23 protein-coding genes are annotated in these 22,639 nt (G+C 36.2%); 21 read left to right on the top strand and 2 right to left on the bottom strand.

The window, feature by feature from the left end; all coding sequences use genetic code 11:
• Positions 1-107: 107 nt before the first annotated feature.
• Positions 108-653, top strand: coding sequence for a sigma-70 family RNA polymerase sigma factor (locus BR65_RS04360; protein ID WP_034536918.1), 546 nt, complete (start codon positions 108-110; stop codon positions 651-653).
• 41 nt (positions 654-694) lie between these two features.
• Here the strand turns inward: BR65_RS04360 and BR65_RS04355 are convergent, their stop codons facing one another.
• Positions 695-1,627, bottom strand: a complete 933-nt coding sequence (locus BR65_RS04355) for a competence protein ComK (RefSeq protein ID WP_034536917.1) — start codon at positions 1,625-1,627, stop codon at positions 695-697.
• Between the two features lie 283 nt (positions 1,628-1,910).
• Between BR65_RS04355 and BR65_RS04350 the strand changes: the two genes are divergently transcribed.
• The 10 genes from BR65_RS04350 (at position 1,911) to BR65_RS04305 (ending at position 11,616) form a co-directional block, all read left to right on the top strand.
• Positions 1,911-2,795, top strand: coding sequence for a VOC family protein (locus tag BR65_RS04350; protein WP_034536916.1), 885 nt, complete (start codon positions 1,911-1,913; stop codon positions 2,793-2,795).
• Between the two features lie 54 nt (positions 2,796-2,849).
• On the top strand, positions 2,850-3,371 hold the full coding sequence (locus BR65_RS04345) for a dihydrofolate reductase family protein (protein WP_034536915.1): 522 nt from the start codon (positions 2,850-2,852) through the stop codon (positions 3,369-3,371).
• 255 nt (positions 3,372-3,626) lie between these two features.
• Positions 3,627-4,610, top strand: a complete 984-nt coding sequence (locus tag BR65_RS04340) for a LacI family DNA-binding transcriptional regulator (RefSeq protein WP_034536913.1) — start codon at positions 3,627-3,629, stop codon at positions 4,608-4,610.
• Positions 4,603-5,508 carry a ribokinase gene (gene rbsK / locus BR65_RS04335; RefSeq protein WP_034536911.1) on the top strand — a complete coding sequence of 302 codons (906 nt, stop codon included), beginning with the start codon at positions 4,603-4,605 and terminating at the stop codon, positions 5,506-5,508. Before BR65_RS04340 ends, rbsK begins: the two co-directional genes overlap by 8 nt.
• Positions 5,483-5,881 (top strand): D-ribose pyranase, encoded by a 399-nt coding sequence (gene rbsD, locus BR65_RS04330; protein ID WP_023178303.1) that lies wholly within the window; start codon positions 5,483-5,485, stop codon positions 5,879-5,881. The genes rbsK and rbsD overlap by 26 nt, the downstream gene beginning before the upstream one ends.
• Before the next feature lie 12 nt (positions 5,882-5,893).
• The gene (locus BR65_RS04325; protein WP_034536909.1) at positions 5,894-7,375 is read left to right on the top strand and encodes a sugar ABC transporter ATP-binding protein; all 1,482 of its coding nucleotides are present in this window, start codon (positions 5,894-5,896) and stop codon (positions 7,373-7,375) included.
• A gap of 1 nt (position 7,376) precedes the next feature.
• On the top strand, positions 7,377-8,348 hold the full coding sequence (locus BR65_RS04320) for an ABC transporter permease (protein ID WP_034536907.1): 972 nt from the start codon (positions 7,377-7,379) through the stop codon (positions 8,346-8,348).
• 14 nt (positions 8,349-8,362) lie between these two features.
• Entirely contained in the window at positions 8,363-9,301 is a 939-nt protein-coding gene (locus BR65_RS04315) for a D-ribose ABC transporter substrate-binding protein (protein WP_034536905.1), read from the top strand.
• Positions 9,302-9,617: 316 nt separating this feature from the next.
• A complete protein-coding gene (locus BR65_RS04310) occupies positions 9,618-10,376 on the top strand; it encodes an alpha/beta hydrolase (RefSeq protein WP_034536903.1) in 759 nt (252 codons plus the stop codon).
• Positions 10,377-10,995: 619 nt separating this feature from the next.
• Positions 10,996-11,616: a VanZ family protein gene (locus BR65_RS04305; RefSeq protein WP_051932641.1), complete on the top strand. Its 621-nt coding sequence runs from the start codon at positions 10,996-10,998 to the stop codon at positions 11,614-11,616.
• 65 nt (positions 11,617-11,681) lie between these two features.
• Here BR65_RS04305 and BR65_RS04300 read toward each other — a convergent pair whose 3' ends face one another.
• The gene (locus tag BR65_RS04300; RefSeq protein WP_034536901.1) at positions 11,682-12,305 is read right to left on the bottom strand and encodes a histidine phosphatase family protein; all 624 of its coding nucleotides are present in this window, start codon (positions 12,303-12,305) and stop codon (positions 11,682-11,684) included.
• 280 nt (positions 12,306-12,585) lie between these two features.
• On the opposite strand from BR65_RS04300, the gene BR65_RS04295 reads away from it, so the two are divergent.
• The 10 genes from BR65_RS04295 to BR65_RS04250 all read left to right on the top strand — a co-directional run bounded on the left by BR65_RS04295 (position 12,586) and on the right by BR65_RS04250 (position 22,607).
• Positions 12,586-13,662, top strand: coding sequence for a DUF871 domain-containing protein (locus BR65_RS04295; protein WP_034536899.1), 1,077 nt, complete (start codon positions 12,586-12,588; stop codon positions 13,660-13,662).
• 4 nt (positions 13,663-13,666) lie between these two features.
• Positions 13,667-14,557, top strand: coding sequence for an N-acetylmuramic acid 6-phosphate etherase (gene murQ, locus BR65_RS04290; protein WP_034536896.1), 891 nt, complete (start codon positions 13,667-13,669; stop codon positions 14,555-14,557).
• An 18-nt stretch (positions 14,558-14,575) separates the two neighbouring features.
• Positions 14,576-16,075, top strand: a complete 1,500-nt coding sequence (locus BR65_RS04285; RefSeq protein ID WP_034536894.1) for a PTS transporter subunit EIIC — start codon at positions 14,576-14,578, stop codon at positions 16,073-16,075.
• A 127-nt stretch (positions 16,076-16,202) separates the two neighbouring features.
• Positions 16,203-17,060, top strand: coding sequence for a MurR/RpiR family transcriptional regulator (locus BR65_RS04280; protein WP_034536892.1), 858 nt, complete (start codon positions 16,203-16,205; stop codon positions 17,058-17,060).
• Positions 17,061-17,252: 192 nt separating this feature from the next.
• Positions 17,253-17,510 (top strand): hypothetical protein, encoded by a 258-nt coding sequence (locus tag BR65_RS04275; protein WP_034536891.1) that lies wholly within the window; start codon positions 17,253-17,255, stop codon positions 17,508-17,510.
• A gap of 44 nt (positions 17,511-17,554) precedes the next feature.
• Positions 17,555-18,364, top strand: coding sequence for a Cof-type HAD-IIB family hydrolase (locus BR65_RS04270; protein ID WP_034538607.1), 810 nt, complete (start codon positions 17,555-17,557; stop codon positions 18,362-18,364).
• Positions 18,365-18,684: 320 nt separating this feature from the next.
• Positions 18,685-19,008 (top strand): four-helix bundle copper-binding protein, encoded by a 324-nt coding sequence (locus BR65_RS04265; RefSeq protein ID WP_034536887.1) that lies wholly within the window; start codon positions 18,685-18,687, stop codon positions 19,006-19,008.
• Between the two features lie 357 nt (positions 19,009-19,365).
• Positions 19,366-20,325 carry a glycosyltransferase family 2 protein gene (locus tag BR65_RS04260; protein ID WP_034536885.1) on the top strand — a complete coding sequence of 320 codons (960 nt, stop codon included), beginning with the start codon at positions 19,366-19,368 and terminating at the stop codon, positions 20,323-20,325.
• Between the two features lie 193 nt (positions 20,326-20,518).
• Positions 20,519-21,910: a dihydrolipoyl dehydrogenase gene (lpdA, locus tag BR65_RS04255; protein WP_034536883.1), complete on the top strand. Its 1,392-nt coding sequence runs from the start codon at positions 20,519-20,521 to the stop codon at positions 21,908-21,910.
• Between the two features lie 151 nt (positions 21,911-22,061).
• Positions 22,062-22,607, top strand: a complete 546-nt coding sequence (locus BR65_RS04250) for a hypothetical protein (RefSeq protein ID WP_034536882.1) — start codon at positions 22,062-22,064, stop codon at positions 22,605-22,607.
• Positions 22,608-22,639 lie beyond the last annotated feature (32 nt).

Raw genomic sequence — 22,639 nt, 5'->3', positions numbered from 1 at the left:
AGTTTGAAGGTTTTTTTGTCGTGTTTGCTTCATTGCTGGTTTTACACAAACTAAGTAAGCTATACGTGTACAAGGCCTTGTAACACCATTTGAAGGGTTTGAAACTAATGATTAGAACATTAAGCGAAGACAACGAAAGAGCTTTTTTCGATCAACATGCCGGAATCGTCCATGGAGTTTTGAAGAAATTAGGAGTAAGTCGAATGCACTCAGATTACGATGATTTTGTGCAGCAAGGTTTATTAAAGTTAGTAGAAGCTTATGAAGCCTTTCCGCAAGATCTGGAACATGCTGAATTTTTGTATCAGTTTACCGGATTTGCTTATAAAAAAGTACAGTGGCATATGCTCGATTTGTTAAGAAAACAGCAACGAAAGTGGGCAAATGAAATGTCTTGGCCAGAAGATCTAGAAAAAAATCAACCAGATACGCATGCACCTTTTGAACAATCTTACCAAGAAATGGATCTATTGAAAGAAATGCTGCCGTTATTAACCAAAAATGAACAAGCTTATTTATTAGACGCGGTCGTCTATCGTTTATCGGTTACAGAGATCGCAAAAAAACAAGGTGTTAGCCGCAAAACAGTCTACCAATGGAAGAAAAGAGTGGCGGAAAAGCTGTCCCACTTTTTACTTATTTTAAAAGACTGAAAAAAACGCTTAGACCAAATTTTTGGTCTAAGCGTTTTTGTTTAATCTTTAGGAAAGGATGGATTGTTTGTTAGGGTACCTCTAAAATGATCTCTAACTTCATCAAGGTAAGGATTTTCTTCTCCCAGAACTTTAACGAGAATATCTTGTGCTTTGTAATTGGATAAAAAGACCATAACTTTATCTAATGAAAAAAAGACGGAAGTAAAAGTAGGGTTCTTCAGGCGTCTCTGGACAACATTTAGTTCTTCCGAAAAGTAAGGCGCAAGGGTATGACCGTAATTGCTGAGCAGTTCATCGACCACTGCATGCAGAAGATGCGTAAGGACAGCTGAACGCTCTACTTGATCATAAAAACTATGAGCTGAAACGATAAGCTGCAATTCATGATGATTTCTAAAGGTTACTTGCATACAATTTTCTTTTTTATCTTCAACAGCTGAGAGAATGTGGTGCAGTCCATACCAACTGGTTGAGTCATTGGCGGCTCCTTTTTCAGGCACAAATATTTCGTCACCAGAAACAAAAGGACAGCGGTGATGAAAGCCTAAACTTTTTCCAATATGCTGAATATAGGTGTAATCTAAGGGCTTTTGACTGAAGTATCGGTTCATGATGGTACGTGATTCTTCTTTTGTTTTTAAAGGCGGCTCATCTAGTTGGAAAACAATAGTATTAAACGGCGTTTCTTGAACATCTCGAATATCTTTTATGTAAAATGATTTTGCATTTAATAATATATGTGTTTGCTCAAAAGCAATGGCGAGTGAAGATGAAAGACTATGATCTGTAATGGATAATGGATCGATTGTATTTCGATACCAAGTCGTTTTGTAAGAGTACTGTGATTCACAAACTTCGTCTAAATAATAAGCAGGTTTCTTTGAGGGTATGGTATTATTAAATTGAAAATAACCGTTTCGCCACTTGCTGTAATACGTTAGATATTGATTGCGTTCAAAATCTTCTTTCATTCTTCTGTCCCCATTCCATTAAGCTATTTGTTAAAAAACTAACATATTAACATTGTAATCGTTTTCATATCGTGCAGCACTTAGATTCTCATCTTTATAATTAATTTATTATCGTTTTTTAATTCCTTTCCTTTAATTGCAATTTAAGATTGAAAACGATTTAAAATGAACAAGAAAGATATTTTTACAAATTTTTCTCGGTGTCGTATACTCAATTAAACGAGATCAATGTAAAAGTAAAATTTGGTTGCTACATAACTATAGATACAAGGAGGCTTTATTTATGCAAAAAATTGTTCCTCATTTTTGGTATGACAAAGAGGCTGGAGAAGCAGCAGAACTCTACACGTCTTTATTCGAGCAGTCTTCTATTGATAGTAAGACAAGAATTTACGATACTCCTTCAGGAACTGCGGAAACAGTAACGATGACAATTGCTGGTCAATCCTTTATGTCTATATCAGCTGGACCATTTTTTAAATTTACACCGTTGATATCCCTTCAAGTAATGTGCAGTACGTTAGCAGAAGTCAATCGGTTATGGCAACAATTGTCAAAGGGCGGCAATGTTCTTATGCCGCTTGAAGCCTATCCTTTTAGTGAAAAATATGGCTGGACAGAAGATAAATATGGTCTTTCATGGCAAATTATTTATTTGCCCGATCAACCGATTGCGCAAAAAATCACTCCTTCCATATTGTTTACAGACGAACAATATGGAAAAGCTAAAGCAGCCATGGAATTTTATACCACTGTATTTCCTAATGCTGCGATTGATGGATTTGACTACTATGCTGAGGATGATCCGCAAGGGCAAGGCGGAAAAGTCCAATATGGCTTATTTAATCTTGAAGGACAGAATTTCGTCGCAATGGATAGCGGAATAACACATGATTATAAATTTAACGAATCCGTTTCGTTTATTGTAAACTGCGAGACGCAAAAAGAAATTGATTACTACTGGGACAAACTATCTTATGTACCTGAAGCGGAGCAATGTGGATGGTTAAAGGATAAATTTGGTGTATCGTGGCAAATTGTCCCAGCTAATATGAATGAGTTGATGAGCACAAAAGATACGGAGCAACTGAATCGTGTAACACAGGCTTTTCTTAAAATGAAAAAGTTTGATATCGCTGAATTAAAAAGAGCGACTGAAGAGGAATAATCATCCTAATTTAAAACATGAGATTAGATAGTGGTTAAAAAGGAGTTGGAACTAATGAGAAAAATCATTATGAATTTAGCAATGAGCCTAGATGGTTTTATCGCTAATGAAGATGGCAGCTTCGATTGGATAAAAGGATATGAGGACAGTTCATTAAACACAGATAATCCTTATAATTATGAAATGCTTTTAGAGGATATCGACATTGTAGTAATGGGAAAAAGATGCTACGAGCAAGATATGCATTTGGAATTTGCAGATATAACGGTTTACGTAGCAACCCATTCGAGCATTTCTGACTACGACAACCTCAAGTTTTGCAGCAGTGAAATCGTTGAAGTAATAAAAGAAGAACAGCAAAAGCCAGGAAAAGATATTATGTTATTTGGCGGTGGTCAACTGATCGATGCATTTTTAAAAGCGGATTGTATTGATGAATACATTATTGGGTTGATACCAGTGATTTTAGGAAAAGGCAGGCCTTTATTTTATGGCGGCCACCCTCCAATTGAACTTAAATTAGAAGAGTATATGATAGATAATGGAATTGTTATTTTAAGATATGTAAACAGGTGAAGTTAATGATATGAAAAGACATTCAAAAAAGTAATTGAATGTCTTTTTGCTGCCGTCCATGCTAAAAACTGAACCAATGACTTATTTAATCGGTTTAGAAAATAGGACCTTCCAATAATGGGTAAATTAGGTATAATAATGGGAATAGATTAAAAAACAAAATTCTTTTATGTAAAACGCTTGCATAATTTTTATTGAGGTGCTATTATTTGTATGTAATCGGTTCCACATTAGTTCAGAAGGGTGAGTGAAAACATGACAACGATAAAAGAAGTAGCCAAATTGGCCGGCGTATCGGTAGCGACTGTTTCAAGAGCATTGAATAATAGTGGCTATGTCAGTGAAGAAGCTCGAAAAAAAGTAGAATCAGCTGTAAAAGAGCTGAACTTTTATCCTAATGAAGTGGCACGGTCGTTGTACCAAAAGAAATCAAAATTAATAGGCTTATTGTTACCGGATATTGCTAACCCATTTTTTCCTTTGATTGCTAAAGGGGTAGAAGATGGCGTTAATCAACGAGGTTATAGCTTATTGTTAGGCAATGTCGAAGATGACCTTGAAAAAGAAAAAGATTACTTAAAGATCTTCGCACAAAACAATATAGCGGGAGTCATTTCAGCCGTTCAAGGTGATATAAAAGATCTCCAAAATATGCCTTTTGTGTTATTAGACAGAGTAGAAAGTGATCAAAATTTCTCAGTTCATTCAGATGATTATACAGGCGGAATGATGGCTGCAGAAGCAATTGTTTCCAGGGATCCCAAAGAAATCGTCATTATGGTAGGACCAAAAGAAGTACCGAGTTCAGCTGTTCGTTTAGCTGGAAATCAAAAAGTTTTAACAGACCATCAATTAGACTATCAGATATTTCAAACGTCTAGTTTCAAATTGGAATTAGCCGAACAGACTGCTGAACAATTTTTTGACACATACCCAAACGTTGATAGCGTCATTGCTTCTAATGATGTCTATGCTATGGCTGTGATGAAAGAAGCTTTAAAAAGAGGTCATCGTATTCCCGAAGATGTTCAAATCATTGGGTATGATGATATGCCTTTTAGCAGAATGATGTATCCGGGATTGGCTACTATTGCTCAACCGGCTTATGAAATTGGGTATAGAGGTGCAAAGCTTTTATGTGATATTCTTGAAAAAGGATTTGTTGAAGTGAGTCGTATCCAATTACCTGTAACATTAAAAATTAGAGAATCAGTAAGAAAGAAGGATGAAGATGAGTAAAATTACCGTAATCGGAAGCATCTCTACAGATTTTGTAGTGACAGCTGATAAAAGACCAGAAGTTGGGGAAACCATCACCGGAAAGGAATTTAATACGACCTTTGGCGGTAAAGGAGCTAACCAAGCAGTTGCAAGTGCTCGTTTAGGTGGAGACGTTTATATGGCGGGAACCGTTGGAACAGATATTTTTGCAACCGAACTATTGGCAAATCTTTCAACAAATAATATTCATGTAGACTATGTGGAACCCGTTACACATGTTCCATCTGGATCAGCTCATATCACGATCGTTGAGGGAGATAACAGCATCGTGTACATTCCTGGAGCGAATAATGCCATCGGTACCAAAAGAATTGAAGGGTTAAGCGAACTGATTAAAACAAGCACGATCGTTGTCGTTCAAAATGAATTGCCGCAAGAAGTGGTAGACCAAATTATTGAAATGTGCTACGAATTTAGCGTAAAGGTAATCTATAATCCAGCTCCTGCTAGAAAAGTTAACCAAAGTGTATTAGAAAAAGCAACGTATCTAACACCTAATGAAAGTGAATTTAAATTGCTTTTCCCAGAACTAACGATTTCTGAAGGACTAGCAAAATATCCGAATCAGTTGATCATAACGATGGGATCTAAGGGTGTCTATTATCATGATGGTACGAGTGAAAAACAGATTTCTTCTTATACCGTTACACCAGTCGACACAACAGGTGCCGGAGATACATTTAACGGCGCATTTGCAGTGGCGCTTACAGCAGGGTTGGATTTGGAATCCAGTATTCGATTCGGAAATTTAGCTGCATCATTATCCATCAAAAAATTTGGTGCTCAAGGTGGAATGCCTTCATTAATAGAAATGAAAGAGAGTGAACATTATGAAAAAACATGGCATATTGAATAGTGAGATTGCAAAAGTATTAACAGACTTAGGTCACACGGATAAAATCGCGATTGGAGATGCGGGTTTACCTGTACCGGATGGTGTGAAAAAAATTGATTTAGCATTGACGTTGTCTGAACCTGCTTTTATCTCTGTCTTACAAGTTGTCTTAAGTGATATGAAAGTAGAAGCGGTCGTATTAGCGGAAGAGATCAAAGAACAAAATGCCGGCCAACTTGCAGCAGTAAAAGCAGAGTTAACGGAAAATGAACGTATTTCTTACGTTAGCCATGAAGAGTTTAAAGAACAATTAAAAGATGTAAAAGCAGTTATTCGCACAGGTGAGGCAACACCTTATTCCAATATAATCTTGCAATCGGGTGTTTTATTTTAGGAGGTGTGTCAGATGGAAGTGAAAATGACAGGCATAAAAAAAAGTTTTGGCAACAATTCAGTTCTAAGAGGAGTGGACTTCGATATTCAAGCTGGCGAAGTTCATGCACTGATGGGAGAAAATGGGGCCGGTAAATCTACACTAATGAATATTTTGACTGGACTGCATAAAGCAGATGCTGGTGAAATTAGAATCAATGGAGAAAATAAACGTTTTGAGAATCCTAAAGAAGCAGAAGAACACGGAGTAAGTTTTATTCACCAAGAAATGAATACTTGGCCAGAAATGACGGTATTGGAGAATTTATTTATTGGGAAAGAGCTTAAAAATAAAATGGGATGGATCAATACCAAAGAAATGAGAGCGCTTGCTGATGCGACGTTCGAAGAGTTGGGGGTCCATATTGATTTAGATACAGATGTCAAAACACTCTCAGTTGGTCAACAGCAAATGATCGAAATTGCCAAATCATTGATGACCAATGCGCAAGTCATCATTATGGATGAACCGACAGCTGCGTTAACTGAAAGAGAGATTGATGTGTTGTTCGGTATTATAGCGACATTGAAAAAGAAGAAAGTAGCCATTATTTATATCTCTCACCGAATGGAAGAGATTTTTAAAATCAGTGACCGTATCACCGTAATGCGCGATGGAGTATCGATCGACACGTCCATGACTAAAAAAACTACCAATGATGAAGTGGTACGCAAAATGGTTGGTCGTGATTTGGAAGATTATTACCCAACCAAGCATTCTAAAATTGGAGAAGTTGTATTTGAAACAAAAGGTTTGTCGCAAGAAAATCGATTTGAAAATATTTCCTTTACTGTGAAATCAGGCGAAATCGTTGGTTTTTCAGGTTTAATGGGTGCTGGAAGAACAGAAATCATGCGTAGCCTGTTTGGAATCGATGAACTAGAACAAGGTGAAATTTATCTTGAAGGTGAAAAAATAACTATTAAGAATCCAAGTATGGCTATTCAACAAGGCATCGGTTTCTTAACAGAAAACCGAAAAGAAGAAGGGTTGATCTTAGATTATTCAATTCGCGATAACATCAGCTTACCTTCGATCGACGGATTTAGTAAAAAAGGTTTGATCGATACAAAAGCAGAAGCAGATTTTGCACAACTGTTAATGGAACGTTTGCACGTTAAAGCAGAAGATCAATTTGACAGTGTCTCTAGTTTGTCAGGCGGAAATCAACAAAAAGTGGTATTAGCAAAATGGATCGGTATCGGATCAAAAGTCTTGATCTTGGATGAACCAACTCGAGGTGTGGACGTCGGAGCGAAACGTGAGATTTATCAATTGATGAATGAATTAGCTGATAGAGGCGTAGCCATCATCATGGTTTCAAGTGATTTACCTGAAATTCTTGGGGTAAGTGACCGAATCATTGTGGTTCATGAAGGACATATCGCAGGAGAATTAAGCAAAACAGAAGCAACCGAAGAAAAAATAATGAAACTCGCAACGGGAGGGTACTAATATGTTAGAAACGAATGCAATCAAAACTGAAAAGAAAAAAGGAAGCCCGAAAGATTACCTCGGTAAATTAGGACCATTATTGGCACTTATCGTATTAGTCATCTTAGTTAGTATCGTAAATCCAAGTTTCATCGCTCCAACCAATTTACTAAACTTATTAAGACAAGTATCAACGAATGCATTGATTGCTTTTGGGATGACATTTGTCATTATCACAGGCGGAATCGATCTATCTGTTGGTTCAACATTAGCATTAAGCAGTGCATTAATGGCTGGAACGATCGCTGCAGGCATGGATCCATTGCTGGCAATGATTTTAAGTTTAGTCGTTGGAACGGTTTTTGGAGCAGTCAACGGTTTGTTGATCACCAAAGGAAACATGGCTCCATTTATCGCAACACTTGCAACAATGACGATTTACCGTGGGTTGACATTGGTTTATACAAACGGAAATCCAATTACTGGAATTGGTGACAGCTTTATTTTCAAATTTGTTGGACGTGGCTATTTATTTGGTATCCCATTCCCAGTTGTCTTGATGATTGTGAGTTTTATCTTACTGTATATCCTGTTACACAAAATGACGTTTGGTAGAAAAACTTTTGCGATAGGAGGGAACGAAAAAGCATCATTTATTGCGGGTATCAAAAATGATCGTATCAAAATAGGTATCTATGCTTTATCTGGTTTGATGGCTTCTCTAGCAGGGATCATTATTACCTCTCGATTGGACTCTGCACAACCAACAGCTGGTACATCTTATGAAATGGATGCCATTGCTTCTGTAGTATTAGGTGGAACAAGTTTATCTGGTGGACGCGGAAGATTAGTTGGAACCCTGATTGGGGCTTTGATTATTGGTACATTGAATAATGGAATGAATTTATTAGGTATATCAAGTTTCTACCAACAAGTCGTTAAGGGTATTGTAATCATTATTGCCGTTTTACTAGACAGAAAAAACAAAAAATAGGAGGAATTACGATTATGAAAAAAATGGTTGGATTAGCAACAGCAGCAGTGTTATTTTTAGCAGGATGTGGGGCAGCAACTTTAGAAGGCGAAAATACTACTGAAAGTGGCCCAGTTGAAGAAAAAGAAACCTCAGAATTGGTCGTAGGTGTCTCGATTTCTACACTGAATAATCCGTTTTTTGTTTCACTAGAACAAGGAATTACTGATTTGGCAGATGAACAAGGCACTAAAGTGAAAAGTGTTGACGCTCAAGATGATACAGCAAAACAAACAAATGACGTGGATGATTTGATCCAACAAGGCGTAGATATTTTATTGATCAACCCAGTGGATTCAGCTGCGATTACACCAGCCGTTGAATCAGCAAATGCTGCAGGTATCCCCGTTATTACGATCGACCGTTCAAGTGATGGCGGAGAAGTGGTTACATTAGTGGCTTCAGATAATGTTGAAGGTGGAGAAATGGCTGCTGAATACATCGAAAAAATTTCAGGAACTGATGCAAACACGGTTCAATTAGAAGGTGTACCAGGAGCATCAGCTACGCGAGAACGTGGCGAAGGGTTCACGAATATAGCAGAAGAGTCATTGACGGTATTAGATAGTCAAACAGCTAACTTTGACCGCGCAGAAGGATTAACCGTTATGGAAAATATGTTGCAATCTAATCCAGACATCCAAGCTGTTTTTGCCCAAAACGATGAAATGGCTTTAGGAGCAATTGAAGCGATTCAATCTGCTGGAAAAACAGGTGAGATCCAAGTTGTCGGTTTTGATGGGACAGAAGATGGCATCAAAGCTGTTGAAGATGGCAAATTAAGTGCAACAGTTGCTCAACAACCAGAAGAAATGGGTAAACTTGCTATGCAAGCTGCCTTCGATTACTTCTCTGGCGAAACGATTGAAGAATACATTGCTTCACCATTAGAATTAGTTACAAACGAAGAGTAGGATAAAGGAAAAGTTTTGAGGCTATTGTCTCAAAGGTTTTTCTTTTTAAAATGCTCGTCCTTAAGTCACAATTGCGATTACTTCAATGAACGGATAAGATTTCATGACTCGTTGTGGATTTCGCAGATGACTACTCGAATCGGTATCTTTCATAAGGTTTTGCAGTAGCCGAAGGAAGAAGTTGAAAAGCGGAAAATAATCCTATCGCTATTTAATTATAATGGAAGATAGGCCTAGCCTTTTTATAAAATGATTGATACTATTAAAGAACTAGAGAGTGAAAAGTCAAGCTTATTAAATAGTGGGAGGTACAATGATGGGTGTTATTTCTGGTCAAATCAATTCTTCAGAATTAGGATTCACGATTTCTTATAAAGCTATTCTGCCAGAGGAACGAACAGGACCATATCCCGTTTTGTACCTCTTACATGGATTATCAGATAATGATTCCAGTTGGCTGTATAACTCTTCAATAGCACGTTATGCATCGCAATACAATTTGGCTATTTTCATGCCTCAAGTTCATGTGAGCTACTATACTGACATGCATATGGGTCCGAATTACTGGAGTTTTTTAACAAAAGAATTTCCTCGGAAAATGAAAAATTTATTTAATATCTCTCATAATAGTGAAGAGACCTTTGTTGCGGGGCTGTCAATGGGTGGCTACGGCGCAATAAAATGGGGATTAACGTATCCAGATGAAGTAGGGGGAGTTGCTGCTCTGTCAGCTGCTGTAGATCCTTATAGGATATGGCAAGATGACCCGGGTAGAGACAAGCTTTTTAAACCGGCATTTGGATCAAAAGAGTCGTTTGTAGGATCCGAAAATGACTTATACGCTTTGCTAAAACAAGTAAAAAAAGAAACTAATCAACCGACCATTTTACAAATTTGCGGTACGGAAGATTCTCTTTATGCAGATAATTTAAAATTTGAAGAGGCTCTCCAAGAAACCTCTATCGACTATGCGTTTATTGAAAAACCTGGAGACCATAATTGGGCATTTTGGGACCAAGAAATACAAGTTGTATTGAAATGGATTCAAGAAATAATAGCAAAAAAAAGAAGTTGAGAAAATCTCAGCTTCTTTTTTTTGCTGCATATAGAATTTTATTAAGATGTGTTGTAAAATTAGTTCGCCGAGAGGAAAACACCCGCTCAACGTAGGTTTTCATTTGAGTAGATACAAAGAGCGTTCATTCGTTTAACTCAGAACTGTTTTCCTTTTGAGTAGATAGAATGAGCGCTAATTCGTTTAACTCAGAACCGTTTTCCATTTGAGTAGACAGAATTAGCCGTAATTTGACTAACTCAAACCCGATTTCCGTTTGAGTAGGTACAAAGAGCGTTCATTCGTTTAACTCAGAACCAATTTTCATTCGAGTAGATACAAAGAGCGTTCATTCGTTTAACTCAGAACCGATTTCCGTTTGAGTAGATACAATGAGCATTAATTCGTTCAACTCAAACCCAATTTCCATTTGAGTTGAAACAATAAGTCTTAATTCGACTAATTCAAAACCGCTTTTCTTTTATTATACTAAAAAATTAGGGTAGTCATCAGTTTCCAAACATGTCCTAACTGAAAGCATTATTTGATTGAATTTCATAGTGCTTATCTGTATACTTGAAAAATCATATTAGGCGAAAAAAGGTATGGAATACCTGTTGGACATAAAGGATGTATGGAAATGATTCTTGAAAATAAAAAATTAAAAAAAGGCTTGTCTTGGTTGGCCGTATTGTTATGGATGGGTTTGATTTTTTATTTTTCTCATCAAGTTCAACAACAATCTTGGAATTTAAGTCACACAGTATTGGGTATCAGTGTACAAGTTATTAAAATTGCTCAAGTTCTCATAGTGATTGGTTTGGCTGGTTTTGTTCTTATTAAATTAAAAAAACGAGGTATAACGATTGGCATAAAAGAATTAGTACTTATTCTCATCGCAGCTTATTTGTTATATACATTGTCTATTGAATTGCGACATATGCTTGTTCCACCAGATTTGCATCATTTTATCCGAAAAAATGCTCACTTTTTTATTTATTTGGTATTAGGCGTTTTAGTAAAAGTAGCTTTAATGAATAGTGGTGTAACGGGTTTTAAAGCAATTGGAATTGGGTTAGGCATTTGTGTCGGTTACGCTTTTTCAGACGAGATCCATCAATTAATAGTACCAGGCAGAGGCGGTCAGTTAAGTGATGTAGTGATCGACAGTTGCGGCTCAGGGCTAGGAATGATGTTGCAGATCTTATTCGTTAAACTGCTATTAAAAAGAAATCACAACAAGGTTTCAGAAAATGATTAAAAATAGATATAAAAAATAAGCTCGGCGAGATGCCAAGCTTATTTTTTTGTGAGAGTTTGTCTACTTTACAGCAAATGATCAATTTGGTTCCAATTATTTAAAGTAAATTGACCTTTTTCATACCCTAATTCAGAGATACTTGTGTTAGCCAACGGTTCTTTTGAACGAAGATCCTTTAAGTCAGTTCCGATCAATGACAAAAGTGTAGTCGTCCAGGTGATGCTGTGTCCCACAAATAAAAGATCGCGATCAGGAAATTGTTCGATAGAACGAAAGATCGCTCTGCTTCCTCTAGCAATCAGTTCTTGGTAGGTCTCTCCTTTAAATGCACTAGGATCGTATAAATCTGGACGTTGACGTAAATTATAAAAAGTATCGGGAGAAGTTTTTTGCCAATGTGGAATAAATGCTCCTTCCCAAGAACCATAACCGAATTCCTTTAAATCATCTGTGTATTGAACCTTAAAGTCTTGCTCGAATTGAGAAGTAATCAATCGAGTAGTTTCGACGACTCGTTCTTGTGGACTAGCGATAATCTGTTTAAGGTTATATTGTTTAAGGTGTTGACCTGTTTTTTTCGCATCTTCCAAACTCTGTGGCAATAATGGAGAATCAATATCTCCTCCTTGAACACGATTAGCTAAATTAAATTCAGTCATACCATGGCGGACAAAAAATAAACGTTGCATAAAAGACCTCCTGTATTAAAATATAATTTCATTTTAACATAAATAAAGTGTTAGAAACGGGCATATTTGGAATAGTTTTTTTGGGAAAATAAAATAAATTAGCTGAAAAAATATTAGTTTATGTAAAGGTATACATAATTTTTCCTTTTTAAATGAAGGTGTTAACTGTGTTTAGTTATCATTGGTCTATTTTTAATAAAAATTAAAGAAAGTATTGAAATTTTATTTTAAAGTGTTATGATTAGTCATGTCATTAAAACGATTTCAAAGGAGTGGTGATATGTTTGGTGTATCTGTCTTTCTTGGAGATGAGTTAACAATTGAAACAAAAAACTATCTGCAGACGATGAAAGACAGCGGATTTGAAGGAGTATTTACTTCTATGCATATTCCTGAAGACGATGCGTCTCAATACGTAACTAGAGTGAAGACGTTAGGTCAATGGACGCAAGAACTAGGTATGCAATTAATGGTCGATATTTCAGGGGAAGCTTTGAATAAAATCGGGTTTTCATTTGACCGGCCTGAAGAAATGCTGGCTATTGGAATTACAGGTTTAAGAATGGACTATCATATAACAAATCAAATTAGTGCTAAAGTCAGTCGTTCAATGACAGTTGCTCTTAATGCGAGTACCATTACTCAAGAAGATATCGATGAATTAAAGCAATACAATGCAAATTTTCAACAAATGGAAGCATGGCATAATTATTATCCGCGTCCTGAAACTGGATTAGATAAAGAGTTGTTTATTCGTAAAAATCACTGGTTGAAAACACTAGGTTTTAACGTAATGGCTTTTGTTCCAGGTAATGAAATATTACGAGGCCCATTGTTTTGTCAGCTGCCAACGTTAGAAAAACAGCGTGGAGTTCATCCTTTAGCTAGTGCAATTGAATTATTAAATGAGTGTGAAGTAGACGATGTTTACATTGGGGATCCAACGATCGATGACAGAACGAAACAGCAATTTTTTTATTATATTAAAAAGAAAACGTTATTATTTTCAATTAAAGAAATACAAGGTTCTGATTATTTACCTGTCATCGTAGGAAAACACCAAAATCGTTGGGATGCTGCTAGAGACGTGATCCGCAGTGCTGATGCACGTTTTAGAACGATTCCGACTATCGAACCACAACACATTCAAGAAAGAGTAAAAGGAAGCGTTACAGTAGATAATCGTCTATATGGACGTTATATGGGAGAAATCCAAGTGGTCAAACAACCGTTACCTAAAGATAAAAAAGTAACAGTTGTGGCACATGTTATCCCGGAAGATCTTACTTTGATCGACTGGTGCCAAGAAGGTCAATTATTTGAACTTCAACCGATACAAGACAATGAAAGAGGTTAAGAAAATGAATTTAGACAAATTAACAACCGAAACAAGAAATACGCAAACAATGAACTTAGACGAGCTTTCAGCAAGCGAAGTGATGACTTTAATGAATCAAGAAGATCAAAAAGTTGCAATAGCAGTTGAAAAAGAATTGCCTATGATCACAAAAGTTGTAGAAACGATCACGGAATCATTCAGTAAAGGCGGCCGTTTAATTTATATGGGTGCTGGAACAAGCGGACGTTTAGGAGTTTTAGATGCAGCTGAGTGTGTACCAACATTTAGTGTGGATCCAAGTATGGTACAAGGATTGATTGCAGGCGGAATGAAAGCTATGACCGTTGCAGTTGAAGGAGCAGAAGATTCAAAAACACTTGGAGCAGAAGATCTAGAAGCCATCCAATTAACAGATAAAGATGTGGTTGTAGGAATCGCAGCAAGCGGACGTACACCTTACGTTATTGGCGGATTAGAATACGCAACAAGCGTTGGAGCAAAAACAGCGACTATCTCATGCAACAAAGATGCTAAGATCAGTCAATTTGCCCAAATGCCCATTGAAGTAGATGCTGGTCCTGAAGTATTGACAGGTTCTACAAGATTAAAAGCTGGAACTGCTCAAAAATTGATTTTAAATATGCTGTCAACTGGGGCTATGATCGGTTCTGGAAAAGTGTATCAAAACTTAATGGTGGATGTTAAACCATCAAATGAAAAATTAGAAGAACGTTCAAAACGCATTATCATGCAAGCAACAGATTGTACGTATGAAGAAGCTAGTGAAACATTTGAAGCTGCTGATCACCAAGTAAAATTGGCAATCGTTATGATCTTAACGCATTCAAATAAAGAAACAGCAACTCAAAAATTAACAGAAGCTAAAGGGTTCATTCGTGAAACTTTAGCATAAAACTAGGAGGGTAAAAAGATGGCTGAAACAAAAGAGCAACGCATGGCTAGACAGATATATGAACAAGTTGGAGGTATGGGTAACGTTGATTCTGTTATTCACTGTATGACTCGTGTTCGTATGGATATCAAAGATAACGATAAAGTAAACTTTGATGGCTTGAAAAAGATTGACGGAGTTATGGGTGTTGTAGAAGATGATACCTTACAAGTCGTTGTTGGACCTGGTACAGTAAACAAAGTTGCGAACCAAATGGTAAGCATGGCAGGTGTTCGTTTAGGCGATAAAATTCCAGCTGGAAAATCAACGGCAACTGCATCAAATTCTGGTCGTTCTGAAGCGGAAAAACAAGCAGCTGCAAATAAAGCTGAATTGAAAAAGAAAAACAATACACCATTCAAACGTTTATTGAAAGACATTGCAAATATCTTTGTTCCACTGATCCCTGCATTTGTTGGAGCAGGAATTATCGGTGGAATCGCATCAATTTTCCAAAATATGATTACTGCTGGAACGATTACTGGAGAAAACTGGGTAACAATCGTTTTAGTCTTGAACATCATTAAAAGTGGATTGTTTGCTTACCTGAACGTATATGTAGGGATCAATGCTGCTAAAGTATTTGGTGCTACTGAAGGTCTTGGTGGGGTTATTGCTGGTGTGATTTATCTTCCAGGTATGTTGGTTGACGCACCATTAACAAATATCTTTACGGGTGACCCATTGTCTGCTGGACAAGGCGGAATTATCGGCGTTATCTTAGCGGTTTACCTATTGTCATTAGTAGAAAAGAACTTACGCAAAGTTATTCCAGATTCAATTGATATTATTGTGACACCAACAATCTCTTTATTAGTGATTGGATTGATCACTATCTTCTTGATCATGCCAATTGCAGGTGCAATCTCAACTAGTTTAGTTGGAGCTATTACTTGGGTACTAAATGTCGGTGGAGCATTTGCTGGATTTGTTTTAGGCGCATTGTTCTTACCAATGGTTATGTTTGGTTTACACCAAGTCTTAACACCAATTCATATTGAAATGATTGCTTCTCAAGGTATGACATTATTATTACCAATTTTAGCAATGGCTGGAGCTGGACAAGTTGGAGCTTCGATTGCATTGTGGGTTAAATGTCGTAAAAACAAACAATTAACAAACATGATCAAAGGTTCATTGCCAGTAGGTATTTTAGGAATTGGTGAACCATTGATTTATGCAGTAACATTACCTTTAGGTCGCCCATTCATTACTGCTTGTATTGGTGGCGGTATCGGTGGTGCTGTTATCGGATTATTTGGTGGAATTGGCGCAACAGCTATTGGACCAAGTGGATTAGCTTTGATTCCATTAATTGCTAACGGCAAATGGTGGGGCTATGTAGTAGGATTATTAGCAGCTTATGCTGGTGGATTCTTAGCTACTTACTTCTTTGGTGTTCCGAAATCAGCAATGGAACCAACTGAATTAGTTGGTTATGATTCAGATGAATTTGATGCTGACAGTATTGTTGGCTAAATCGATTTATACATTGTAAAATAACAGTAGCATTTAAAAAGGCATGTGAGTCTAACGATTTGCATGCCTTTTTTATCTATAAAGAAAAAAATCGAATCATTTTTAATAACTATGGAGGTTGCATGTTATGCAGAACAATGTCTTACTAATTATCAGAGAAAAAATGGCTGCTTTGCCGCAATCAGAAAAAAAGATAGCTGAAACGATTCTTAAAGACCCGGTAATGGTTATCCAAATGAGTGCAACTGATCTGGCAGCTGAAGCTGGATCTAGTTCAGCAGCGGTGATTCGTTTTTGCCGATCAATTGGTGTGAAAGGTTTTACGGAATTGAAATTACAATTATCGGCAGATTCGCAAGGCATCAAAGATAATTTATATACGGATATTTTGTCAGAAGAAAATTTGGAGCAAGTAAAAAAGAAAATGCTGATCAATACAAACCATCTTTTTAAAGAAACCAATAACGTATTGGATACAAAACAAATTGAACGCGTGTCTGAATTGCTGCATGAAAGTTCTGTTATCTATCTATATGGTTTAGGTGCTTCTCATATCGTGGCATCTGATATTCAACAAAAATTTAGTCGAATGGGTAAAATGGTCGTTTGTTCGCTTGATCAACATTTGTTGGTCACGTCAATGGCAGTTGCTGGCAAGAACGCGGTGTTTTTTGGTGTTTCAAACAGTGGTGAAAAAAAAGAAGTTCTGGCTTTAATGATCATGGCTAAAGAACTTGGATTGCATACAGTGTCGCTCACAAGTAATACTGAAAATGCTCTAAGTCTTGAAGCGGATGTTGCATTGAAAACAGCTTTTGCCCATGAAGCTCCTTTAAGAAGTGGCGCAACAATTTCATTATTAACTCAAATGTATGCTGTCGATATCTTATTTTATGATTATGCTTCTAAGCACTACGATCTAACTGTATCGAACTTAGAAAAATCAAAAACGGCTATAGTTCAGTACAATAAAAAATTTGATTAAAAGCTGGATAAAGAAGAATGAAAACCTGTAGCTAACTTAGAAGGTTTTCATTCTTTTTAGTGTTGTTTTAGTGTATAAGTTCTATAGGGAAAATATGCAATGGAACAACACTACAGATTTTTCAGAAATCGTGGTATGATAAAAGCAGATAAGTCGTTTGTATGTGATTGCAACATAGGGAGTGTGTCTATAGTGAAGAAAAGAAAAATCTCAACTTATTTCAGTGTTTATATAAATGAAAAAGAAGTCGTCATCCACTATGCGAACACAAAAGAACTTGCTCAAGAGTTTTTATTTAAACTAGAAGAAGATGCAGAGCGATTTTATCAGTCTTGTTTAGATATTGAAAAATCAATTGAAAATTTGTCAGCGTCTAAACAAGAAGTCACACACAATCAATGGGTAAAACAAACATTGAAAGACGTAGATTACGAATACGTTGAGTATTGATGATGTAGCTGTTGAGAAGGAATAGGTTATTGGAGGAGAAAGATTTGATCAAGTTAATCGCAATCGATATGGATGGTACATTATTAAATGAACACCATTTGGTAACAGAAGAAGTAAAACAAGCCATTAAAAAAGCTAGTGAAGCAGGAATCAAAATCGTTTTATGTACTGGCAGACCAGTGCATGCTGTTTATGATTACTTTAAAGAATTGGATTTACCGCAAGATGAAGAGGATTATGTGATTTCCTTAAATGGGACGGTTGTTCAGAAAACAACCGATTGGGAAATTGTTTACTCACATCAATTAGATCATAGTCAACTGAAAAGAGCAGAGAAGCTTATTGAACCGTTTAAAATGAATTTTACTTATTTTGATGAAAAAAATTATTATTATACTGGCGAAGCAACTGAAATGTTGCAATTTGATGCTGATTTATTGGGAATGGAAGCTATTCATTTGCCATTAGAAGAGTTGTCACCAGAATTAACGATTTTTAAAGCTATGTATGTAGCAGAGGAAGCTGAATTAAATCATTTGACTGCTTCTATGCCAGCATTTATTGCTGAAAACTTTTATCCAATCAGGAGTTTGTCTTATGTTTTCGAATTATTGCCTCAAGGAGCAAATAAAGGCGAAGCTTTGACAGGATTAGCCACTAAACTTGGATTTACAAAAGAGGAAGTAATGGCTATTGGAGACGGAGAAAATGATATTGATATGATGAAAGCAGCAGGTACAAGTGTCGCAATGGGAAATGCAGTAGATTCTATTAAACAAATTGCCAAACACGTATCAAAATCAAATCAAGAAGACGGAGTAGCGCACGCTATTTACGAATGGGCCTTGAAATAAGCCGTATATAAAACTTTTTCTACAGTAGTGGAAGAAACATATGGATTTTCCTTTCTAGTAAGTTGTGGCGACTTTACTCTAACTGAAAAGTTCATATGTTTCTTTTTTTGCGCAAAAAAAGACGTGAACAACTTTTTGTCTGCACCAAAAGTTTTGTAGCCATTTTTATATACGTTCGTCTACAATAAATCAATCTATAAGAGCTGTACATTTCTAAATTGGATCGTAGCTTCAGGAACGTACTGATTAATCGTATCATTTGATAGGGCTTTCTAAAAGCCTTATACTAAATGTGGATCAAAAATCTTAGGAGGGATAATATGCAAGAACAATTAGTAAAGATTTCAGAAAAAATGTTTGAATGCCAACGTGTATGTAATGAATGTTTTGATGCATGCCTAAAGGAAGATCATGTTCAAATGATGGCCGAATGCATTCGTTTAGATAGAGAGTGTGCAGACATCTGTGCTTTTGCTGCAACGGCTATTACCCGAGAAAGTTCTTTATCTGCTGATTTGATTGCTTTGTGCGCAACGATCTGTCAAGCTTGCGGAAAAGAATGTGAAAAACACGATCATGATCATTGTCAAAGATGTGCAAAAGTTTGTTTAGAATGTGCAGAACTTTGTCGCAGCTATACGTAATCCAATCATTTTCTATATCATTTTAGCAATTTGTGCAGCTCTAAGTACCTATACTATAGGTGATTTAAAGAGAGCTGTGCATATTTTTTTTACATAAAATTAAGTACCCGTTCAAATTAGGCGGTCCTGTAACAGGTAATCGTCCAGAAGGAAAACTGGCAGAAGGTCGTTGGAAGTTGTTCCGTTATTTCTGAAAACAGTGGATGGAGATAAGGAAGTATTAATAAAAAGACAAATGAATTTAACCTTTTTAAAACACATCAAACAGCGGCTTAAAAAGTGAAGGTTTTGGACATTTAAGGTAAAATATGAGTGAAGAAGGAAAACCATAACGCTTTGAAGAAAGGAGGACTCGTTATGCTATCAATTGTTGTTCCTGTATATAACGTTGATAAAGTATTAAGGCATTGTTTGAATAGTTTGAGGTTTCAATCTTATCGTAATATTGAAATTATATTAGTTAATGGTGAATCTACAGATATGAGTGCTGCTATATGTGAACGTTTTGCTCGGATCGACTCACGGTTTAAAGTGCTTCATAAAAAGGCAAGAGGTCTTTGCGAAGCATTAAATATAGGGTTGCTTTCTGCCAAAGGAGAATATATCAGCTTTGTAGATCCAGTTGATCGTATTGATGGTCTGATGTTTGAAAAATTACTTTTGACTATTATTCGGAATAATGCAGATATGGTCATTGCAAATCATGGAGAAGAATTGATTGAAGAAGACATGGATTTATTCAATTCTGCTCAAGCGGTCGTCTGGACAAAAGAGACTGCTTTACGAAAGATTACGGAACAATTTCAGCTCAAAAGTTTTTTATGTAACAAACTTTATTCAATAGAATTATTCAGAAGCAATCCAGTTCTAGAATTTGACTTGAATTTTGATCTATTTGGAGATTACTTAATGGCGGTCCAATGTATTTTGAAAAGTGAAAAAATTATGTATGATCCTAATTTACATTACCATTATTTAGCTTATAAACATGCCTCTTTTTTTAATGATCTCACAAAAGAAAAGCTTTCCGGACCTAAAGCACTGCTTAAAATCATTGATTTGACAGAAGAAATGAGTCATTTCAATGTTTCAGTTATAAAAGATCTTTACATCAATTACTCTATCCAACTGCTAATGCATCTTCTAAACGAACAGGAGAAAAATACACGCCACCTCAAAGAAGCAAAACAAAATCTCTATCACTTTTCCTTGAATGAACTTACAAATTATAAAATTATATTCTCATGTATGATGGCTCGGAAAATGACTTTTATCTATTTTTATTTTTGGAAATTAAAGCACGCTAAACTAAATTAATTAAATTATACACTAAGTTTTCGCATTCCTTTCCAATTTAACGGTTTTAAAATGTGTTCTCTTTGAATTAAATTCACATACTTTAGTATTTTCACTTGGAATATTCTTACGTTTCAAGTAAAATAGGAATGTGAAGCTATCTATTAGCTTTAAAAAAAGTGTGTAGATAAAAATGAAAAGGAGTTGACCTATTTTGGCAACTAATCAAAAAGAAACCGTTATAATTGGAGCAGGTCCAGGAGGCTATGTTGCAGCAATCAGAGCATCACAATTAGGACAAAAAGTAACAATTATTGAAAAAGAATACATCGGTGGAGTTTGTTTGAATGTCGGATGTATCCCTTCTAAAGCATTGATCACTGCTGGACATCATTTTCATAATGCACAACATTCTGAAACTTTTGGGATCACAACTTCAAATGTTACGTTGGATATCACAAAAATGCAACAATGGAAAGATACTAAAGTAGTAAACATGTTGACTCGCGGAGTTGAAGGTTTATTGAAAAAAAATAAAGTAGAAATCATTCGTGGAACAGCTACTTTTACGGATAAAAATCATTTAATAGTTGAAACTAAAGATGGATCTCAAGATCTTGAATTTAAAAATGTTGTTATTGCAACAGGTAGTTCACCATTAGCCGTTCCAGAAGTCCCATTTGGCGGACGTGTTGTGGATACAACTGGCGGATTGAATATTACTGAACTTCCAAAACGTTTAGTGATTGTAGGCGGCGGATATGTTGCGACTCAATTAGCATTTGCATTTAACAATTTTGGTTCTAAAGTAACGATTCTTGAAAAAGAAGATAGCATCATCAACTTCTTTGATAAAGATATGGTTAAATTAGTTAAGAAAAGTTACGCAGAAAAAGGCGTTGACGTTATTGAAGGCGTAAATATCACTAAATCTGCTCAAACCGATGATACTGTAACAGTCACTTATGAAAAAGACGGTAAAGAAGAATCAATCGAATCTGACTATGTTCTGGTTTCTGTAGGCCGCGTGCCTAACACATCTAAATTGAATTTAGAAGCTGTTGGCGTTAAATTATTAGAAAACGGCAGAATCGATGTTGATGAATCATTAAGAACAGGTGTTGAAGGGGTTTATGCTATCGGAGATATTACTCCAGGACCAGCATTTGCTCATAAAGCTAGCCATGACGCAAAAATTGTAGCAGAAGTTATTTCTGGTAAAGACTCTATTGTGAATTACAAAACGATGCCGGTTGCTGCTTATACAGAGCCTGAAATTGCGACAGTAGGATTAGCTGCTGATGAAGTAAAAGGCAACAAAGAGTACAAAGTAAGCAAATTCTCATTAGCTGGGAATGGTCGTGCTTTGTCATTAGATGCGAATGAAGGATTTGTTCGTATGATCACTGAAGAAAAAACAGGCAAAGTTGTTGGAGCTCAAGTTATTGGAGTAAGTGCTGGGGACGTTATTGCTGAATTAGCATTAGCTATCGAATTAGGTATGGTTGCTGAAGATATTTCATTAACGATCCACGCGCATCCATCTCTTGGAGAAGCCGTAATGGATACAGCTGAATTAGCTATGGGATTACCTATCCACATGTAAAATGATAAACTAAGAGCTTGAAGGTAAAGGATTTCCTTTACTTTCAAGCTTTTTTGTATTTAAATAATTATAAGATTAAAAGGTACATGACGAGTAGTATTGACGCTTCAAAAGAAATAAAAATCGATCGGAGAAGATTAAGGGGGATATGATGTCTGAAAAACCAAAAATGGCTTATCCTGTAAAATGGACCGGCTTAAAACCAGCGCGTTTTCGTAAATACAAATCTTGGATCAATTCAGTTAAGCCTGGAATTTGCGGTACTTATGTCAGTGCTGTTTTACTTCATGATGCTTTCAATCAAAAGTATACTATCGATTTGCAGAAAGAAAATGTGGTCAATGGATTACAAAACCTTGTTGAGGATACATTTGCTTATAAAGGGACCTATGTTTGGGATTTATGGTATGGGTTGAAATGGGTGTTAAAAGACAATGCTGATTTTAAAGTCAAGATGCATCTTATTCCGGAACGTAAAGTCATATCTTTATTAGATAGAAAAAATCCGATTCCAATTGCAGTGGGAACAACAAAATTATTTGGAAGTTCTTATAAGAATCACTGGGTGGTTGTCTATGCCTATGGATATAATGAGGAAAATAAATTATTTTTTAAAGCCTATGATAATCATGGACGATACACCGCTATTCTACCGGCTTCTCAAACGATCGGATGCGTATGGATAGAAACTGTCTAACAGTTGTACTGGATCATTCGATAAAAAGTAGA

It is taken from the genome of Carnobacterium inhibens subsp. inhibens DSM 13024, assembly GCF_000746825.1.
Classification (GTDB): domain Bacteria; phylum Bacillota; class Bacilli; order Lactobacillales; family Carnobacteriaceae; genus Carnobacterium_B; species Carnobacterium_B inhibens.
Note: the sequence above shows the minus strand (reverse complement) of the source record. Positions and strands in the feature narration are given on the sequence as shown.